The sequence below is a fragment of the Microbulbifer mixtoriginis (SeqCode) genome (assembly GCF_052467945.1).
The window spans coordinates 3,521,092-3,537,923 of record NZ_CP174328.1; the positions used below are offsets into that span (position 1 = coordinate 3,521,092).

Annotated in this window: 10 protein-coding genes; 4 read left to right on the forward strand and 6 right to left on the reverse strand. The window is 51.8% G+C overall.

Annotation, left to right across the window (positions count from 1 at the left end; translation table 11 throughout):
- Positions 1–37: 37 nt before the first annotated feature.
- Positions 38–1,504 (forward strand): protein adenylyltransferase SelO, encoded by a 1,467-nt coding sequence (locus ACJJIJ_RS15370; RefSeq protein WP_444937816.1) that lies wholly within the window; start codon positions 38–40, stop codon positions 1,502–1,504.
- A 161-nt stretch (positions 1,505–1,665) separates the two neighbouring features.
- Entirely contained in the window at positions 1,666–2,088 is a 423-nt protein-coding gene (locus ACJJIJ_RS15375; protein ID WP_252083417.1) for a DUF2147 domain-containing protein, read from the forward strand.
- A 118-nt stretch (positions 2,089–2,206) separates the two neighbouring features.
- Here the strand turns inward: ACJJIJ_RS15375 and ACJJIJ_RS15380 are convergent, their stop codons facing one another.
- The 4 genes from ACJJIJ_RS15380 to ACJJIJ_RS15395 form a co-directional block, all read right to left on the reverse strand.
- Positions 2,207–3,286 carry an HlyD family secretion protein gene (locus ACJJIJ_RS15380; protein WP_252083418.1) on the reverse strand — a complete coding sequence of 360 codons (1,080 nt, stop codon included), beginning with the start codon at positions 3,284–3,286 and terminating at the stop codon, positions 2,207–2,209.
- Entirely contained in the window at positions 3,279–3,734 is a 456-nt protein-coding gene (locus ACJJIJ_RS15385) for a MarR family winged helix-turn-helix transcriptional regulator (protein ID WP_252083419.1), read from the reverse strand. The genes ACJJIJ_RS15380 and ACJJIJ_RS15385 overlap by 8 nt, the downstream gene beginning before the upstream one ends.
- Positions 3,735–3,878: 144 nt before the next feature.
- A complete protein-coding gene (parC, locus tag ACJJIJ_RS15390; protein ID WP_444937817.1) occupies positions 3,879–6,128 on the reverse strand; it encodes a DNA topoisomerase IV subunit A in 2,250 nt (749 codons plus the stop codon).
- Between the two features lie 1,001 nt (positions 6,129–7,129).
- Positions 7,130–7,330, reverse strand: coding sequence for an antitoxin VbhA family protein (locus ACJJIJ_RS15395; RefSeq protein ID WP_444937818.1), 201 nt, complete (start codon positions 7,328–7,330; stop codon positions 7,130–7,132).
- Positions 7,331–8,506: 1,176 nt separating this feature from the next.
- Here ACJJIJ_RS15395 and ACJJIJ_RS15400 point away from each other — a divergent pair.
- Together ACJJIJ_RS15400 and ACJJIJ_RS15405 are read left to right on the forward strand one after the other, a co-directional pair.
- Positions 8,507–9,112 (forward strand): ABC transporter ATP-binding protein, encoded by a 606-nt coding sequence (locus ACJJIJ_RS15400; RefSeq protein WP_444937819.1) that lies wholly within the window; start codon positions 8,507–8,509, stop codon positions 9,110–9,112.
- On the forward strand, positions 9,109–9,915 hold the full coding sequence (locus ACJJIJ_RS15405; protein ID WP_444937820.1) for an ABC transporter permease: 807 nt from the start codon (positions 9,109–9,111) through the stop codon (positions 9,913–9,915). Before ACJJIJ_RS15400 ends, ACJJIJ_RS15405 begins: the two co-directional genes overlap by 4 nt.
- Before the next feature lie 464 nt (positions 9,916–10,379).
- On the opposite strand, the gene ACJJIJ_RS15410 is transcribed toward ACJJIJ_RS15405, so the two are convergent.
- Complete coding sequence (locus ACJJIJ_RS15410; RefSeq protein WP_252083425.1) at positions 10,380–10,730, reverse strand: hypothetical protein; 351 nt, start codon at positions 10,728–10,730, stop codon at positions 10,380–10,382.
- Positions 10,724–16,783, reverse strand: coding sequence for a toxin TcdB middle/N-terminal domain-containing protein (locus ACJJIJ_RS15415; protein WP_444937821.1), 6,060 nt, complete (start codon positions 16,781–16,783; stop codon positions 10,724–10,726). The genes ACJJIJ_RS15410 and ACJJIJ_RS15415 overlap by 7 nt, the downstream gene beginning before the upstream one ends.
- Positions 16,784–16,832 lie beyond the last annotated feature (49 nt).

Genomic DNA, 16,832 nt, shown 5'->3' on the forward strand with positions numbered 1-16,832 from the left:
CCTGGCAACATTTATTTTTAGCCCAAACCCAAAATCTATGAAACTCAGCGAAGTTACCCTCAGCCACCGCTACGCCGATATGGGCGATGCCTTTGGCCGCCGCATCAACCCCACCCCCTTCAAGCATCCACAGCTTATCGATATCAATCCCGCTGTGCTGCAGCTGCTGGGTATCAATGCCTATGAGGCAAACAACCCTGACTGGGCCCAGCTGGGATGTGGCGCCAAGTTGTTTCACGGCAGTCGCCCCTTTGCCATGAAGTACACAGGCCACCAATTCGGCGTCTACAACCCGGATCTGGGCGACGGCCGTGCCCTGCTGTTGGGGGAAGTTGAACACCAGGGCAAAAGCTGGGAATTACACCTGAAAGGCGCCGGCCAAACCCCCTATTCCCGCTTTGGCGACGGCCGTGCAGTGTTGCGCTCCACCATTCGCGAATATCTCGCCGGCGAAGCCCTAAGTGGCTTGGGCATCCGCTCTACCCGCGCGCTGAGTATCGTCGGTAGTGACGAGCCGGTAACCCGCGAGCAAATTGAAAAGGGCGCCATGTTGATCCGCGTGGCCGAAAGCCATGTACGCTTCGGTCACTTCGAATACCTGTTTTACACCAAGCAGCTGCAGGCCCAACAACAGCTTATCGGCGAGATCTGCCGGCGTTTTCTCCCCGACTCCCAAGAACTCAGTATCGGTGAACAGGCAGAGGCCATGCTGCGCTTTACCACCAAGCGCAGTGCCGAACTGGTGGCGGGTTGGCAGGCGGTGGGTTTCGCCCACGGCGTATTGAATACCGACAATATGTCGATTATTGGCGACACCTTCGACTACGGCCCCTATGCCTTTCTCGATGACTATGACCCCACCTTTATCTGCAACCATTCGGACCATACCGGCCGCTACGCCTTCGAGCAGCAGCCCGGTGTGGTACTTTGGAACCTGAATGCCCTGGCCCACGCTCTCTCCGGCTTCGTCAGTGTAGAAGCACTGCGAGACTGTCTGGAGCAATTCCAACCCCAGGTGACCGATGCCTTTGCTGCGAAGATGCGCGCCAAGTTGGGGCTCACTACCGAGGAGGAGGGCGATCAGGCACTCTGCGCAGATCTACTGCAGTTGTTACAACAGGGGGAAGCGGACTACACCCGCTTCTTCCGCGCCCTGTCCCACTACCGCGGAGAGCGCCCCGCCCAAGGACTTCAGGAATGTCTCGCCGAGGCTCAGCACAGCGCGCTCGAGCAGTGGCTGGGGCACTACGATCGACGCCTGGCGCGCGAAGACAGTGATTCCTGCGCCCGCAACCGAGTCATGCTGGCGGCAAACCCCAAATACCTATTGCGCAACTATTTGGCGCAAAAGGTTATCGAGGCCGCCGAAACCGGCGATTACCAACCCTTGCGTACCCTGCGCCAGCTACTGCAGAGCCCGTTCGAGGAGCATCCTCAACACGAAGTCTGGGCCAGTTCCCCTCCGGAATCCGGCAAGCGTATCCCGTTGAGCTGTAGCTCTTAATAGGGCCAAATTGGTACAACTTGCGAACAAATTGCCGGTATTTGCGGTCAAATGTCGTCTGTATGCGGTTATTTTTTTACCCGATGATGACTTATGCGGTGTCGCTGCAAGTGACTTGCTGTAAGATCTGGGTCACCCACTGAATAGAGGAAAACCTACAGATGATCAGAAACCTGCTCCTGGCCACATTCGGCCTGTTGTTCGCCCTGCAGGCCAATGCCGCAGATGTTGTAGGCAAGTGGCGCACTATTGATGACGAATCCGGCAAGCCCAGATCCATCGTGGAAATTTATGAAAAGGACGGTAAGTACTTCGGCAAGATCGTCCAGCTATTGCTGAAGCCCAATGACACCATTTGTGAAAACTGCCCAGGTGACCTAAAGGGCAAGCCTCTTGTAGGAATGGACGTGATCACCAATATGGTGCAGAAAGGCAAGAAATACGAAGGCGGGGAAATTATGGACCCGGTGAAAGGCAAGGTGTACGACTGCAAGTTCTGGTTGGAAAACGACAACACCCTGAAAGTGCGTGGGTACCTCGGTTTTCTCTACCGCACCCAGACCTGGCACAGAGTCGAAGAGTAAATTACAGGGCCCGCATTGCGGGCCTTTTTTTTTGGCCGGCTGCCACTGGTTAGTCAGATTCTGACAGCCAAATCGACCGCTCCATCGCACAGCGCAAATCCCAGCCACTGAAGTGCTTCTAGAGAACCACCCTGCCACTCTCATCGGTAGAGGCGCGTGCGGATACTACCTTGGCATCCTCACTGGTATCGATACGCACTTTAGCGCTCATACCCGCACGGAGCGGCGGCGCATCCTTGAGGGGGTAGAGGCGCAAGCGCACCGGTACCCGCTGTACCACCTTGTGCCATTCGCCGCTGGCATTCTGCGGCGGAGTAGGTGAAAACTCACTACCACTGGCCGGACTCATGCTGTCCACCTGGGCCTGCCATTCAAAGTCCGGGTAGGCATCGAGGGTCACCTCCGCCTGCTGGCCCGTGCGCACCCTGGCCAGCTCGGTTTCTTTAAGGTTGGCCTCTACCCACAAGCCGCTGGTGCCCACCATAAACAGAAGGCTCTCGCCGACGGTGGCCATCTCTCCGACTTGTGGCAGGGTATTGGCGATCACGCCATCCATAGGTGCAATAATACGGGTACGCGACAGTTGATAATTGGCCTTGTCCAACTGCGCCTGGGCCACCTTGAGGTCGGCCTGCTCTTCCAGGGCCACACTGGGGTCGCCGCCCAGCTCGGCACGCAGACTGGAGAGCTTTTCCGCATTGATGGTGATCTGCGCGCGGGCCCGCTCCAGCTGCTGGCGGGCGCTATCCAACTCCGCTTCAGAGAAGGCCACCTTGCCCAGTTTTTCATTGCGTTCCAGTTGGCGCCGGTAGAAATCTGCATCTTTGCGCGCCTGCTGCAGGGCGGCATCCGCCTCGGCATATTCGGCGCGGCGCGCCAGCAGATCATTGCGCACCTGAGCCAGGCGCGCCTCAGCTTCGGTCACCGCCAGCTCATAAGCCGTGCGGTCAATTTGAATCAACAACTGGCCCTTAAAAACCGGCTCATTGGCACTGACCAACACCTTGGTCACCACACCATGAACTTCTGGTGCTAGGGAAACTTTATCCGCCTTTACATAGGCGTTTTGCGTCTCGACGATATCGCCGCCGCCATACAGGCTCCAGCCGGCCGCCAGGGCGACAAACGCCAATCCCAGGGCGGCCCCCAGCTTGCGCATCGCACTCGGCTTTAGCTTCAGGTGCAGCTTGTCAGTCACATTCAATCTCTTCGCCTACCAGATTCTTGCGCAGCCGCCCGAGCAGCGTCTGCAGTTGTCCTATTTCCGCCGCAGTAAAGCCATCCAAGGCGTGACTGCGGGTCTCCTCCGCCAGGTCTCCCAGCAGCGCCATAGCCGGCTGTGCCCGATCGGTCGGATAAATCCTAAAACAGCGCCGATCCTCTGGATCGGGCCGTCGCTCCACCAGCCCTTCGCCCTGCAACTTGTCGAGCAGGCGCGCCAGGCTGATCGGTGCCATCTCCAGGCGTCCCGCAAGGGCAGTTTGCTTCAGTCCCTGCTCCCGTGTCAGATGCCAGAGCACCTGCCAGCGGGCATCGCTGAGGCCGTGATCCCGTGCTCGGCGGTCAAAGTTACGCCGCAACAGGCGCGCCGCGCTATGCAGCGCAAAGCTCATCTCGGTTGCGCTGTCTTTTCCGGACCCGCCCATCCCTGACATAGTCTCCCCCCTTTTTGAGGGCGCTCATTATAAGCCTGCTTATTATTTCATCAATGCGCGGCTTATCAATACTAAAAACTGGCAATAAAAAAGCGGTCGCAATGACCGCTTTTACCGTGCCACATTAGTAAAGGCTTATTTTTCCAGCACCTCGATGCTATCGACCTTCTGAAAGCCCCGTGGCAGCTTGTTGCCCCGTCGGCCACGCTCACCGCGGTAGTGCTCCATTTCCGAGATTTTGATCTTGGTATGGCGCTTACCGGCATGCACGACCAGCTGGTTTTTACCCTCCAACACGGCGATTCCCACCACCACTTCCTCGCGGCTAGCAGCGCGCGCGGCAGTGATATTGATAATCTTATTGCCCTTGCCTTTCGATAATTCCGGCAGCTCTGTAACGGGGAACACCAACATGCGTCCCTCCGAGGTTACCGCCGCCAACAATGCCTCTTCGGGACTGTCTAACAACTGCGGCGGCAAAACCTGTGCACCTTTAGGCAGGGTCAGCATGGCCTTGCCCGACTTGTTGCGCGACTGCAGGTCGGCGAGCTTGGCGATAAAACCATAGCCCGCATCGGAGGCCAACAGAACCCGCTGGTCGTCCGACCCCATGAGCAGCCCCTCAAATGTGGCACCGGAAGGCGGGTTGATACGGCCACTCAATGGCTCGCCCTGGCCCCGCGCTGATGGCAAGGTATGGGAGGCGATGGAATAACTGCGCCCGGTGCTGTCGAGCAACAGCGCCGGCTGGTTACTCTTGCCGCGCGCGGCAAAACCGAGATTGTCACCGGCCTTATAACTCAGTGCCGCCGCATCGATCTCATGACCTTTAGCGGCACGAATCCAGCCTTTCTCAGAAACCACCACGGTGATGGGGTCGGAAGATAGCAGCTCCGATTCGCTAAATGCCTTGGCTTCCTCACGGGCCACGATGGGCGAACGGCGTTCATCGCCGAACTCCTTAGCTGCAGCCAGTAATTCTTTCTTGATCAAGGTTTTAAGGCGGCGCTCACTGTCCAGAGTCTTGGTCAGGGTATCGCGCTCTTTCTCAAGCTCCGCCTGCTCACCGCGAATTTTCATCTCTTCCAGGCGCGCCAACTGGCGCAGCTTGGTATCGAGGATGTAATCCGCCTGTATATCCGTCAGCTCGAAGCGGTCCATCAGCTCCTGCTTGGGCTCGTCGCTGGTACGGATAATCTCGATCACTTCATCGATATTGAGGAAGGCTACCAACAAGCCGGCCAACAGGTGCAGGCGCTTCTCTACTTTATCAAGGCGGAACTGCAAGCGGCGGCGCGTGGTAGTGGCGCGGAAGGTTAGCCACTCGCGCAGGATCTTATCGAGGGACTTCACCTGCGGGCGGCCATCGATACCGATCATATTCATATTGACCCGGTAGTTGCGTTCCAGGTCGGTGGTAGCGAACAGGTGATTCATCACCGATTCCATTTCCACCCGGTTGGACTTAGGCACAATCACCAGGCGGGTGGGATTTTCGTGGTCCGACTCATCGCGCAGGTCGCTCACCATCGGCAGCTTCTTCGCCTGCATCTGCTGGGCGATCTGCTCCAGCACCTTGGCGCCACTCACCTGGTGGGGAAGCGCGGTAATCACAATATCGCCGTCTTCCTTACCCCACAGGGCGCGCATTTTGATAGAGCCGCGACCACTGGTGTAAATCTTACGAATGTCTTCGCGCGGGGTAATAATCTCCGCCTCGGTGGGCATATCCGGACCGAGAATATGCTCACACAGTTCTTCCACTGTGGCCTTGGGGTTTTCCAGCAGTGCCACCGTTGCGTTAACCACTTCGCGCAAATTGTGCGGCGGAATATCGGTGGCCATACCCACGGCAATACCGGTGGTACCGTTTAACAGGATATTCGGCACCCGCGCTGGCAGCACACAGGGCTCATCCATGGTGCCATCAAAGTTTGGCTGCCAATCCACTGTGCCCTGGCCCAGTTCCGACAGCAGCACTTCAGAATATTTGCCCATGCGCGACTCGGTGTAACGCATAGCCGCGAAGGACTTGGGATCATCCGGCGAGCCCCAGTTGCCCTGGCCATCAATCAACGGGTAACGGTAGCTGAACGGCTGTGCCATTAACACCATCGCTTCATACACGGCACTATCGCCATGGGGATGGTACTTACCGATCACATCGCCAACCGTGCGCGCAGACTTCTTATACTTGGCGGTATTCTTCAGGCCCAGCTCGCTCATGGCGTAGACAATTCGCCGCTGTACAGGCTTCAGGCCGTCACCGATATTCGGCAGGGCGCGATCCAGGATCACATACATGGAGTAATCCAGGTACGCCTTCTCGGTGTACTCCTTTAACGGCAGGCGCTCTGTGGCCTCATAGACAGAGGTGTCGGTCATACAGCACTCGTTATTCGATTCGGAAGGAGCGGATTATGGCGGACTGGGGCGGGAGGTTCAAAGGGGGTTAAGTTACTATTGCTAGGCCAATATCTCTAGATTGGGAAGAACCTCGACATCGGTAAGCTTGAAAAGCAACAATTATTTCACCCGGCTACCCGACTAAAGACTGCTACAACTTGCATCTACTGGGTTTACCAGGTCCAAGCCTGAACCTGATTACCTGTCCACAGCAAAACTTATGAGAAGTAGATCAAGCTTATTAGCTCTGAAGCACTTTCATCTCTGGTAAAAGCTTCTACTTACAAGCTTAAAGCCTTTTAACTATCCATAAATCGCTTATTATGAATTTTTTACAAAGTTAATTTTTTCTTGTTTTAAAGCAACAACTACTATCTTTTATATGCCGAGTAAACGGCATCAAGATCTTCAAAAAACTTCATACTTGGCAAAACAATCCTGATTACCTACTTTTCACTCAACTCTTGATTACATATATACCGTAGGGAGCTCTAAAAAAATGAGGCTTTTGTTTAGAGCTCCCTAAAAGCAAAGTGAACGCTCGGCGAACTTGATTGAAAGGGTAAGGTGCGAAGAGCAACGAACCCCTTCATCATGCTGGACTATTTGAAGAGCCTGCTAGAACCGCCAAGCTTGCTTTTCTACGAGCCGCTCGTCTTCACTACCAAACTTTTTACCTTTACTAATCTCTACTTTTCTTGTTTTCCCCGCAAATGGGTACACATGTCGAAATAAGCGTCGATGGATCTCACATAGATGTACAAGATCAAAGGTGGGAGTCACGGGAGAGGCTATCAGATCTGCCAATGTGCGCTGAGTGATCACCCTTTCCGCTTCGTTAAGAGATGACGTATCAGTAAATCCTAACAAGTTCTTTAGGCATTCTGAATTGTGCAACAAGTACGGATCGTACTCATTAATATCATATTGGGCGTAGGCATCCATGTCTCAAAACTCTAATGGTCTAAAAGCTAATAAATTTATTCTTTCGTTTTGGTATTTTGAGCTTTGAAGGCATCCACTATTTTCTGAATATCTTCTTCTGCATCAACTTTTCCAGAAATGATATCTCTCATCCGCTCTTCCTCTTCAGGAGCCACCTTGAGGCCTTCTATTCGGCATGAACCCGCAGCCTGAACAGCGAGGAATTCAGCGGTGATACGCTTATCCTGCGTTTTCATAAAATCCTCCCCTATTCTGGGGAAATACTGTTTTAGACGTTCGATCTATTGTAAGGCTTACCTTAGGACCTCTGTCCCTTCCTGTCTATCAGGTGGTTTTAGGATAAATTTTGTGATGACTGACACTCATTACACCACTATCAAATCCTAGACTAACTGGTTCTCAGGCAAGTCTTCATAAAGCATTGAGCCCCAAAGTCTCATCAGTAGTTTCCACTTAATCCATGACTGACTGCGGCCTAACTGCCTTATCAGTCAATCTCCCTTTACCCAACTAGCCATATACACTGGATATACTATCCAGTAGCACATTATATCCCTCTTTTCTTCCACCTAAGAACCCGTCTTGTGTCAACCCATTTCACTGATTCTAAGATTAACCTCAAAATGACATATCAAACTTGACTTAACTGAAAAGACAGCCGAAAGATTGATATATCCAAGCGTTTAGAAGAAACTTATTTCTTGACCTAGAGAAGCAACCAGCTAGGTAAAAAAACAATTAAATTAACTCATATTTATAGTTACATTAGGTAAATAAAAAGCAAAAACCTACACAAGCATGCATCAGGATCTTCTCACCAACACTAATTCAACATACTCACCGGACTCGACAATATTCAATTTAACACTTCCTTTTTTACCTTTAAAACAAAGTAACAATTAAATCATTTAGCAACAAAAAGCTTCTTCTACCCAAAACAAACAGGATCATAAACTTTTTTACAATATATCTTCAAAACTTTCTCAAGCACCCTCAACCAACCACTTAAATAAATATTTTCAAAGCAGCACTAGATTCAGCCGCTTTTTATAGGCAGACCCCCGCACAATTCCCTACGGAGAGATTTTCACCTAACACTTTTTCGAGTTTGCTATTCTTTATCAGAGTTCATGCATACCAAAAGAAGATAGGCCTCCAGTGAGGCTCATAAATCCTCCCCCTATCAACCCATTCTGAAATCACATTAACAACTGACACAGATAGCAGCCACTAAAAATATTAGCATGAAAAATTTAACCAATTAATATGGCATTTAGCTTCCAAATTACTTCATCAGGGAAATTAATATTCTGGTTATAATATCGAAGCAGGTTTATTTATAGAGAACAGGGGCATCCCTCAGCCCTTAAGAAGCCTAGAAACCCAATAAATAGAAGTAAGCAGCAAGAGTCATGTCTAAACTACATATAGAAAATCTGAGTAACGATTTACTTCAGAAAGTAGATCTAGCTATAGCACCAGGCGAAGTTGTTTGCTTATCTGGCCCCTCAGGATCTGGTAAAAGCCGCTTACTACGTGCCATCGCCGATGTCGATCCTCACAACGGCCAGATCTCTCTTGGCAATAATTTACAAGAGGCTATGTCTGGTCACCAGTGGCGCCGCCAGGTTATGTTGGTACCGGCACAAAGTGCCTGGTGGTACGAGACTGTAGGCGAACACTTTAATCAGCCGATGGGGCAAGCGTTAAAAATATTGGGATTTCCCGATGAGGCAACAGAGTGGCAGGTAAGCCGGCTCTCTTCCGGGGAGAAACAGCGCTTGGCGCTTATTCGTGCGCTTTCCTACACTCCACAGGCACTTTTACTGGATGAGCCCACTGCCAATCTGGATGCAGATACTACGAGTAAAGTAGAAACATGGCTTATGGATGAAATCAGCAAGCACCAATACCCCGTCATATGGGTGGCGCATAATAGAGAGCAAATCCAACGAGTGGCCAGCAGGCATATTGAAATTCAAGGCAGCTGTCTTGTGGAGCGGGAACTATCTAAATGAGCGTGATCGATCTTTCCTGGTGGCAGTTATCGCTGGCTGCAGCACTGGTAGTTGCCCTGGCAATTTGCACCCATATTGCCCGATTACAGCTCGGTAAACCGCTGATTATTGCGGCGGTGCGCACGGCGATACAGCTGGCACTTGTCGGAGTCATACTGGAAGCCCTATTCGCCGTAGGCACCCTGTTATGGGTGAGCCTGTTAGGGCTGGCGATGTTACTGTTTGCCGGGCAACAAGTCGTCTCGAGGCAAAAATATCGCCTGCGCGGAGGCTGGAGTTTTGCCATTGGTACTTTATCCATGCTGGTTTCCGCATTTAGCATCACAATATTAAGCTTGGTTGTGCTGATTGGCCCCCAGCCCTGGTACCAACCGCAATACTCTATTCCACTACTGGGGATGCTTCTGGGGAATACCATGACCGGTGTTGCTCTAGGCCTGGATCGACTAACAGAAAGTATGCGGCGCTCAAGTGATATTATTGAAAACCGCCTAATGCTGGGGGAAACCTGGCGGCAAGCCAGTATTGAATTTCGCCGGGATGCCATGCGCGCGGGGTTGATGCCAACGATCAATATGATGGCTGCAGCCGGTATTGTCTTTCTACCCGGTATGATGACCGGGCAGATACTAGCCGGTACCACGCCTACTATTGCGGTTAAATATCAGATTTTGATTATGTTTACGATTGCTGCAGGTACGGGGTTTGGTACTTTTGTGGCAGTCGCATTGTGTGCGAAACATTTATTTGATGATCGTGAGAGGCTTTGCCTAAGTAGATTAAAAATAGAGAATAACAGCTAATTGAGACATTGAGTGCTGCCATCTTTTTAAGAAGGCTTATAGGTTCATATTAAGAAGAACAAACCCTAATTCAAACAGAAACATATGAGACATGAAGAAAAAACAAAAAATAAAAGTTTAATTATTCCCCCAAAAACCTACCCAAGCACCCAAGCACCCAAGCACCCAAGCACCCAAGCACCCAAGCACCCAAGCACCCAAGCACCCAAGCACCCAAGCACCCAAGCACCCAAGCACCCAAGCACCCAAGCACCCAAGCACCCAAGCACCCAAGCACCCAAGCACCCAAGCACCCAAGCACCCAAGCACCCAAGCACCCAGAAAATGTAATCACTGAGTACCTGGAAGCCTAATAAAAAAATGAGCAAGTAAGTTAGATCGGACCTTATCTCACACAGAAGTTTCACTAACTTCAGCCACTATCTGCACTATAAAAAGTCAACACGCTAACGTTTACCAAACCTCTATTTCTTATATGTTTTTTTCAACATTTCATGTTGTTTTAACCAAGTCTTATCTTGAGATTTTTTCGTAACACTTACAAGAAAATCTAAATTAGAGTACAAGTCACAGGAAATCTTCAAATTTGACTGACCTAGTGCCTCCACATCCTTCCCATAATATTTAAGGATCATCATAAGATTATCTCGAGTCTCTGCACTTAAATCTTCAGATCCCAGCTCATAAGGGTTCTCCCCAGGTTTTACATTCATAAAAACCGGACGAAACTCACACTCAAGATCTTTTGCGCACACCTCGATACCAGCCACCAAGAGTGCAAAAGCTATACTGCTCTTAATAATTGAACTTACCATTTCACGTTCTCCGTCCACTCTGATTGCATATCAAATTCCTTCGCCCTTCCACCTTCTACCAATTTATTTCCTGACTCATCGCCGACTCTTCCAAAAATTGGGACTGTCGCACTCAAACCATCGTGCCAATCATAGCGATCATACCAAACATGTCGAATAGTACCTGTAATGGTTACTGTCCCATCTCCCCCTGCTTCGAGATTGAAATATCCATATGATGTAAGAGTCGAGGTTCCGCTAGCATAATAAAACTCAGAAAATAAATCTGCCTTGACTAGCTTATCCCAATAATCAACATGCCAAGCTGACTCTCCGGATTTTAACAAATCGGCTTTTTTCATTACATCATCGTAAAAAAATTGTTTATTTATTTCTATCCCTTCTTTTATTGATGGTTGCTGAAGAAGCCATTCTGAAGGTATTTCAAAAGGATCCTTTTCTTGGCTCATAAAGTTTTCTAATACACCAGCAGCGATATCCCAACCTTTCCTCTTGGCTCCGACAATCATAGTTTTATACCTAGCTTCGATTGCTAGCAGTTCCGCTTTATTAGCTACCTTCCCTCTTCCATCATTTAGCTTAATGGCAGCTTCGCCATTGGGATCCACATAATTAATTGGATTATTCCGCGCATAGCGATAAGGCGTCCAACGCTGTGGATCCGTAAAACGTCCCGAGTGATTTAGCACCGGATCCGGGCTGATAAAGGTACCAAAGTCAGACTGCAGGTAACGTCGTTCGAGGTAACCTAAACCCGTGGACTCATCCAGCTCTTTGCCCGCATAGCGGTAAGGTGCTGCGGTACTATCACCGAAGACATTTTCCAGCTCGCCGTAAGACTTATAGGTAAAGGCATTAATGATCTTGCCAGCCTTATCCAGAGTCAGGTCGGTAGAACCTACGTGCGTGTGCAGGTAATACTCAGTCGGCGTGAACACTTCTCCACTCTGGTCACTGCGGGCAATACGTTTCTGGCCAACACTGATGTACTTCAGTAATTTGCCATCACGTACTTCACTATCTCCGTCGATATACAGAGTGACGCTGCGAGCTCCGCCTGTACGTTCGGTGATTTTAAAGCGGCGCTGGTGTTTAAAGTCATAACCGTACTGGTCAGCAGCTTGCTTATTACCGGCATAAGTCAGGCGCTGGTCGTGGTCCCAGTGGTAGGTCTGGTCGCCGGCTTGCGTACGATTACCGTTGTCATCGTATTCAATCAGGCCTTCAGCCCAGCTCAACGCTTGGGGTCCGGGCAGGCTGCCACGGCTGCTGCGGTTGGAGGCGCCAGTGTTGCCATTGTCATGGCTGCCGCCGTAACGCAGATCTGTGATCTGGGTATTTCCAGCGGTGGCCATATCTGCCAGGTCGACACTCGCGCGACCCACTTGCAGCAGGTTGCCGATTTTGTCGTAGCTGTAATAAACCTGCTCGATATCGTCGGCAACGCCGGTCAGGCGATAGACATCGTCGTAGCTGTAGACAATATTTTTTGCCAGGGAGGCTGCCTGAGCACTGGTTGCGCCGAGTTCGGCAGCCATTGCGGCAAGGGCGTCGCTGGGGCGTTTGTCGTCGATACCGAGTACATTGGAGACGGCATCAAAACGGTAATCCCACTGTTGCAGTGGCAGGGCGTCCCCGCTGCGCTGGGTGCGCAAGCCAGCCAGTCGCTGGCGCTCGTCAAAGCCCCAATCAGTTTCAACACCATTGGCCAGCCCTTGGTGCTGCAAAACCCCATTGGCGGTATAGTCCAGGCGTTCCACCACTCCCGGGATACGCTCGAGCAGGCCGCGGGTGTTGTATTCGAAGTTCACCCGGCTATTGTCGGGGTAGAACTGCTGTGTCATACGCCCAGCACTGTCATAGGCGAAGCGCGTGGTGTAGAGGGGGCTGTCAATTTGTGGGCCGGTAATCTTGCGCTGGCGCTGTACCACTCGGCCGCGTGCGTCATATCCCCATTGCTCGAAGCCAGCTTGGTCGGTCACTTTGGCCAGGCGCCCAAGCAGGAAGGCACCGCCCTCTTCGCCGCGCTGGTCGTACTGGTAGCTGACTACCGGTGAGGTGGAGCCCAGCTGCAAGCCCGGTTGCCAATTTGCGCCGCTGGGAGCTTCTCCTCGCGGCGATAATTGATACTCGGCAAAGAGACGGTTGGCGCCGTCGTAGCGATAGTGCCGCTCCTGCCCCAGGGCATCGCGGGTGGCCAGTAGGTTGCCGGCATCGTCAAAGTACTGCCAGCGCTGTCCGCGGTTGGGGTCGTCCAAGAAGCGCATACGCCCCAGGTCGTCGTAGTGCATGGTGCGCACATTATTTTGCGCATCCTGCAGGCGGGTAAAATTACCATTGAGGTCGTAGTCGTAATAGGTGGACCAGGTGGCACCACCGATGCCGCCCTGGGTATTGGCTCCAACAATTTCATCCACTTGCCTCAGGCGGTACTCACCCTGCGCCGTTTGCAGGCCATCAAACACCAGTTTTTTGGCGGCGCCATGGTGAACACTGTTCGCACGAGTTTGCTCTTCATCTTCCAGCACCTGTGCCATGGGCAAATAGGTGATGCGATTGAAGACACTTTCCCCACTTTGCGCGGTATAGGGCTGATAAACCTCCTGGGTACGCCCTTGGGCGTCGTAAAGATATTGTCGGTGGTGCTGGCCTTTATCATTAGCGCGATAGGCGAGCCCCTGGGCAAAGTAAGGCAGTGCGGTCTGCACTACTTGGCCGCGCGCATTAAAGTTACTGTGATCGCTGACCACAACCTGTCCCGGTTGCTCGGCTTCACTGCGCACCATCAGGGTGCGGCCCAGACCGTCGTAAAAACGGCGGCTGTCGATGGTACCGCTAGCACCACTCCGCTCGCGCTGGCGAGTCTCTACCCAGCTGATACGGTGACCATCCACCATCTGCGCCAGTTGGTAATCGTACTCAACCGTGGGGAGTTGCAGGCTGTCCCCTGGCTTGGCCATGGCAGTGAGGCGCCCGTGGCTGTCGTAACCATATTGGGTCTGCTGTCCGTTAAAGTCGGTGTAGTCGGTAAGTACACCCAGACCTTTGTCGTAACCCGCACGAGCGGTGAGCCAGCGGCTGCCGGTATGCAAACCCACTTCTGTTGGGAAGGTATGATATTGCGAGTCGTAAGTGACTTTGGTTTGGTGGCCTGTGTTGGCGTCCCACAAGGGGTCATAACTTTGAATGCGGTTGCCGAAGGCATCGTAGCGGTGGCGCTCTGCGGCAACATAGGCATCTGCACTCTCAGCATCGTGCCAGAGTCGACGCAGGGTCAGGTTGCCCTTGGAGACCGCGCCTAAATTACCAGCGGAGAAACTTTCATCATCGTAGAACCACTGCTCTTTGGCCACAGCGCGGCCCGATAGGTCGGTAACCTTGCGCTCTAGCGGTAGGTGCAGGAACCAGTGGCCCTGTGCAGAGGCGGATTCCGCACTGAAGCGCAATTGGGTAATACGCTCGTCCTGCCAGTTGCCATCGGTACGGCCCAGCTCTTTGATATAAGTGGTATTGCCGTAATTATCGTAGTCATACTCCCAGGCAAGGGTCACTGGGGTACCGCTGCCTCGCTCCAGCATATGCTGCTGGCGTTCGGTCATAGCCGCAAACTCGACTTTGCGGCTTTCCTCGGCATAACCGGACAGCAGTTGGCGCAACTCCCACTGATTTTCCTCTCGCCAGAAAATTCCGCCGAAGGCATCGCGGGTTTCTATTTGTTTGATCTTGCCCTGTAGGGCTTCCTGTTCGGTGCCATCGGCTTTTTGGCCCAGGTGGAATTCGTAGCGGGTTGCCAGTGTCGGGGTACTGGCATCGCCCACGCGACGCTCTTCACTGTGTGCAAAGCCCTGGAATTCTTTATCGGCAGCATCGTAAAAGCCGTCCCAGTAATCCATCTCGGTGGTTTGCTGTTCACCACCGCGGCCATCATCCACAACAACGCGCTTAAGTACCTGCATTGCCACAGGGATACCCTGCGACCAGGGGCTGTTACCCTCGCGGTCTCTCACCATCTCCTCGACAACAGAGCCGTACTCCAGGGTCGTCAATGCACCCAGGCCATTGTCGATCGTTTTTAGCTGATTCGGTTGCTCATTGGGGAATAGCTCTGCGAAATAAAAAGTATTAGCACCGCGACCGGGGCTGTACCAAACAATATCCGTAGAGCCGTTACCATTAATATCGACCAGGCGCACCTCTTCGGGAGCAACATTGCCTTGGGCCTGGATCAGTTGTGGCTGGCTAAATTGGGCTAATTGATGTTGGTTGCTGTTCAGGCCCTGGTTAAGCCAGATGGATACATGGGTTCCATTCAGATACACCAGGTCAGCGCGGCCGTCGGCATTGATATCAGTAACACGAACATTCTTGAGGTTGTGTAACGTATCGGGACTATTGGCAAACACTACTGCGGGAGCAAAACCCTGCAGGCCACGGTTAGCGTAGTAAGCCGCGTAACCATTGCTAACCCAAACCAGATCAGGCAGACCATCTCCGTTCATATCCCGAAGAAAGACATTGGGATCACCCAAACGCATAGCTGCGGTGCCTGTGGGCATCGGCAATTGAATAGGCTGTGACCAGCCATCGGGGTGGTTCAGCTGCACCACATGGGATAAAACCTTACCGCTGCTATTGGTTATCGTCGCAAAGACATCGATACGTTTGTCATTGTTGATGTCCAGCATATCCACATGGGGACTATCGAGAGGAATATAGAGTCCATCTATAGCACCGCTATACTGCCAACTATAGTTATCATCAAGATGAAAGTAATGGGTACTACCAGAGCTATACTGCAATAGATTCACATCACCAGCGCCATCAATATCAGCCCAGGTGACCGAGTCACTGGAAATACGGCTGGTAGTGAAAGTATTCATTTCACGATAACTCTGCCATTGCGGCAGGCCATCTTTATCAGGACCTAAATTAAGCCAGTAAACGTCTTTATTCGGTGCCGTGTTAACAACATCTGGCAAACCATCCCGGTTAATATCCAAGAAGGCGACGTCGGGGTTATTCAGTGGTACCTGACTCGCAGCCGGCATCGGTGACATAAACACCTGATCCTGCTGATAGTGGGTGTAGCCATAGCGTACTGGTGGCAGGGTTACCGTAGATTCGCCCTCGCCTGCACTGGAATGGACTTCCTGTAACAAGGAGAGGCTTTGCCATTCCGTTAGCGGCTGATAGGAAAATTCGTATTTACGTAAGTGGCGCCCGGCAAATTGTGTTTCCACGCGCTGCAAGCGATAAGCGGTTTTAATCTCAAAACCCGCTTTATAATTTGTTAGGACGTCAGGGCGGTCTTCATAGTGAAACTGCACCGCCATATCGCCATTCGTATTATATTGAATCCTGTCCAGATAAATCTGAACGCCATCATCCAACTTGCGATATTGATAGTCGATACGATTGCCATGGGTATCTTCTACCGCCTCTAGATACCAGGAGAATACCGATGTGCCGTTGTTGCCACTGACTCGGCTATTAGAGTCTTGCCCCAAATACCAACGCAGGCCGTTGGATTGAGTCACCAGCCAACCCTTCGACAGACGCTCGTAGCGAGCAAAATCGCTGGCATTTTTGGTGCGATAAACACCGTCTTCCACCAGAACTAATTCTTCGCCCAGGTGATTGATAAACGTATCAAACTCATCAAACTCATCGGTGCGACCATCGCGGTCGTTATCCTGCCGATCAGCCTGACCCCACTCTGAATAATTAGGCAGGCCCTTGTCGGTTTGACGCTGGATATAGGGAATAACCAGTTTATGCCCCAGTCCTAATAGCCCGTTACCAAACCCGCTGTTGTATTCCAGTGATACATCCGGAGCCAGTCCATTACGCCCAGGGGGCACAGCCAAGTTCACTAGGCGTGAACTGGTGCCGGTATTTAAATTAGGGGTGAAAGCCTCACCGAGCCCGGAGATACTGCCCGGACCTGTCGGCAGATTGAGAACGGGTGCTTGCAAAGCGGTGTGTTCATTGGCGGCAACAGCAGCCGTAGATGACACAACCATGCAGCAAGAAAGCAATAAATTGCGTAGCATAAGCATCCTTGTTTTTAAAATCAGTGTTTCCTCAAAAAACACTTTAAAG

What these genes read in the sequence shown, in the direction of transcription:
- ACJJIJ_RS15375 (WP_252083417.1), top strand. Translation starts at nt 1,666, where the DNA reads ATGATCAGAAACCTGCTCCTGGCCACATTCGGCCTGTTGTTCGCCCTG.
- ACJJIJ_RS15385 (WP_252083419.1), bottom strand. Translation starts at nt 3,734, where the DNA reads ATGGGCGGGTCCGGAAAAGACAGCGCAACCGAGATGAGCTTTGCGCTG.
- ACJJIJ_RS15400 (WP_444937819.1), top strand. Translation starts at nt 8,507, where the DNA reads ATGTCTAAACTACATATAGAAAATCTGAGTAACGATTTACTTCAGAAA.
- ACJJIJ_RS15370 (WP_444937816.1), top strand. Translation starts at nt 38, where the DNA reads ATGAAACTCAGCGAAGTTACCCTCAGCCACCGCTACGCCGATATGGGC.
- ACJJIJ_RS15410 (WP_252083425.1), bottom strand. Translation starts at nt 10,730, where the DNA reads ATGGTAAGTTCAATTATTAAGAGCAGTATAGCTTTTGCACTCTTGGTG.
- ACJJIJ_RS15395 (WP_444937818.1), bottom strand. Translation starts at nt 7,330, where the DNA reads ATGAAAACGCAGGATAAGCGTATCACCGCTGAATTCCTCGCTGTTCAG.
- parC (WP_444937817.1), bottom strand. Translation starts at nt 6,128, where the DNA reads ATGACCGACACCTCTGTCTATGAGGCCACAGAGCGCCTGCCGTTAAAG.
- ACJJIJ_RS15405 (WP_444937820.1), top strand. Translation starts at nt 9,109, where the DNA reads ATGAGCGTGATCGATCTTTCCTGGTGGCAGTTATCGCTGGCTGCAGCA.
- ACJJIJ_RS15415 (WP_444937821.1), bottom strand. Translation starts at nt 16,783, where the DNA reads ATGCTACGCAATTTATTGCTTTCTTGCTGCATGGTTGTGTCATCTACG.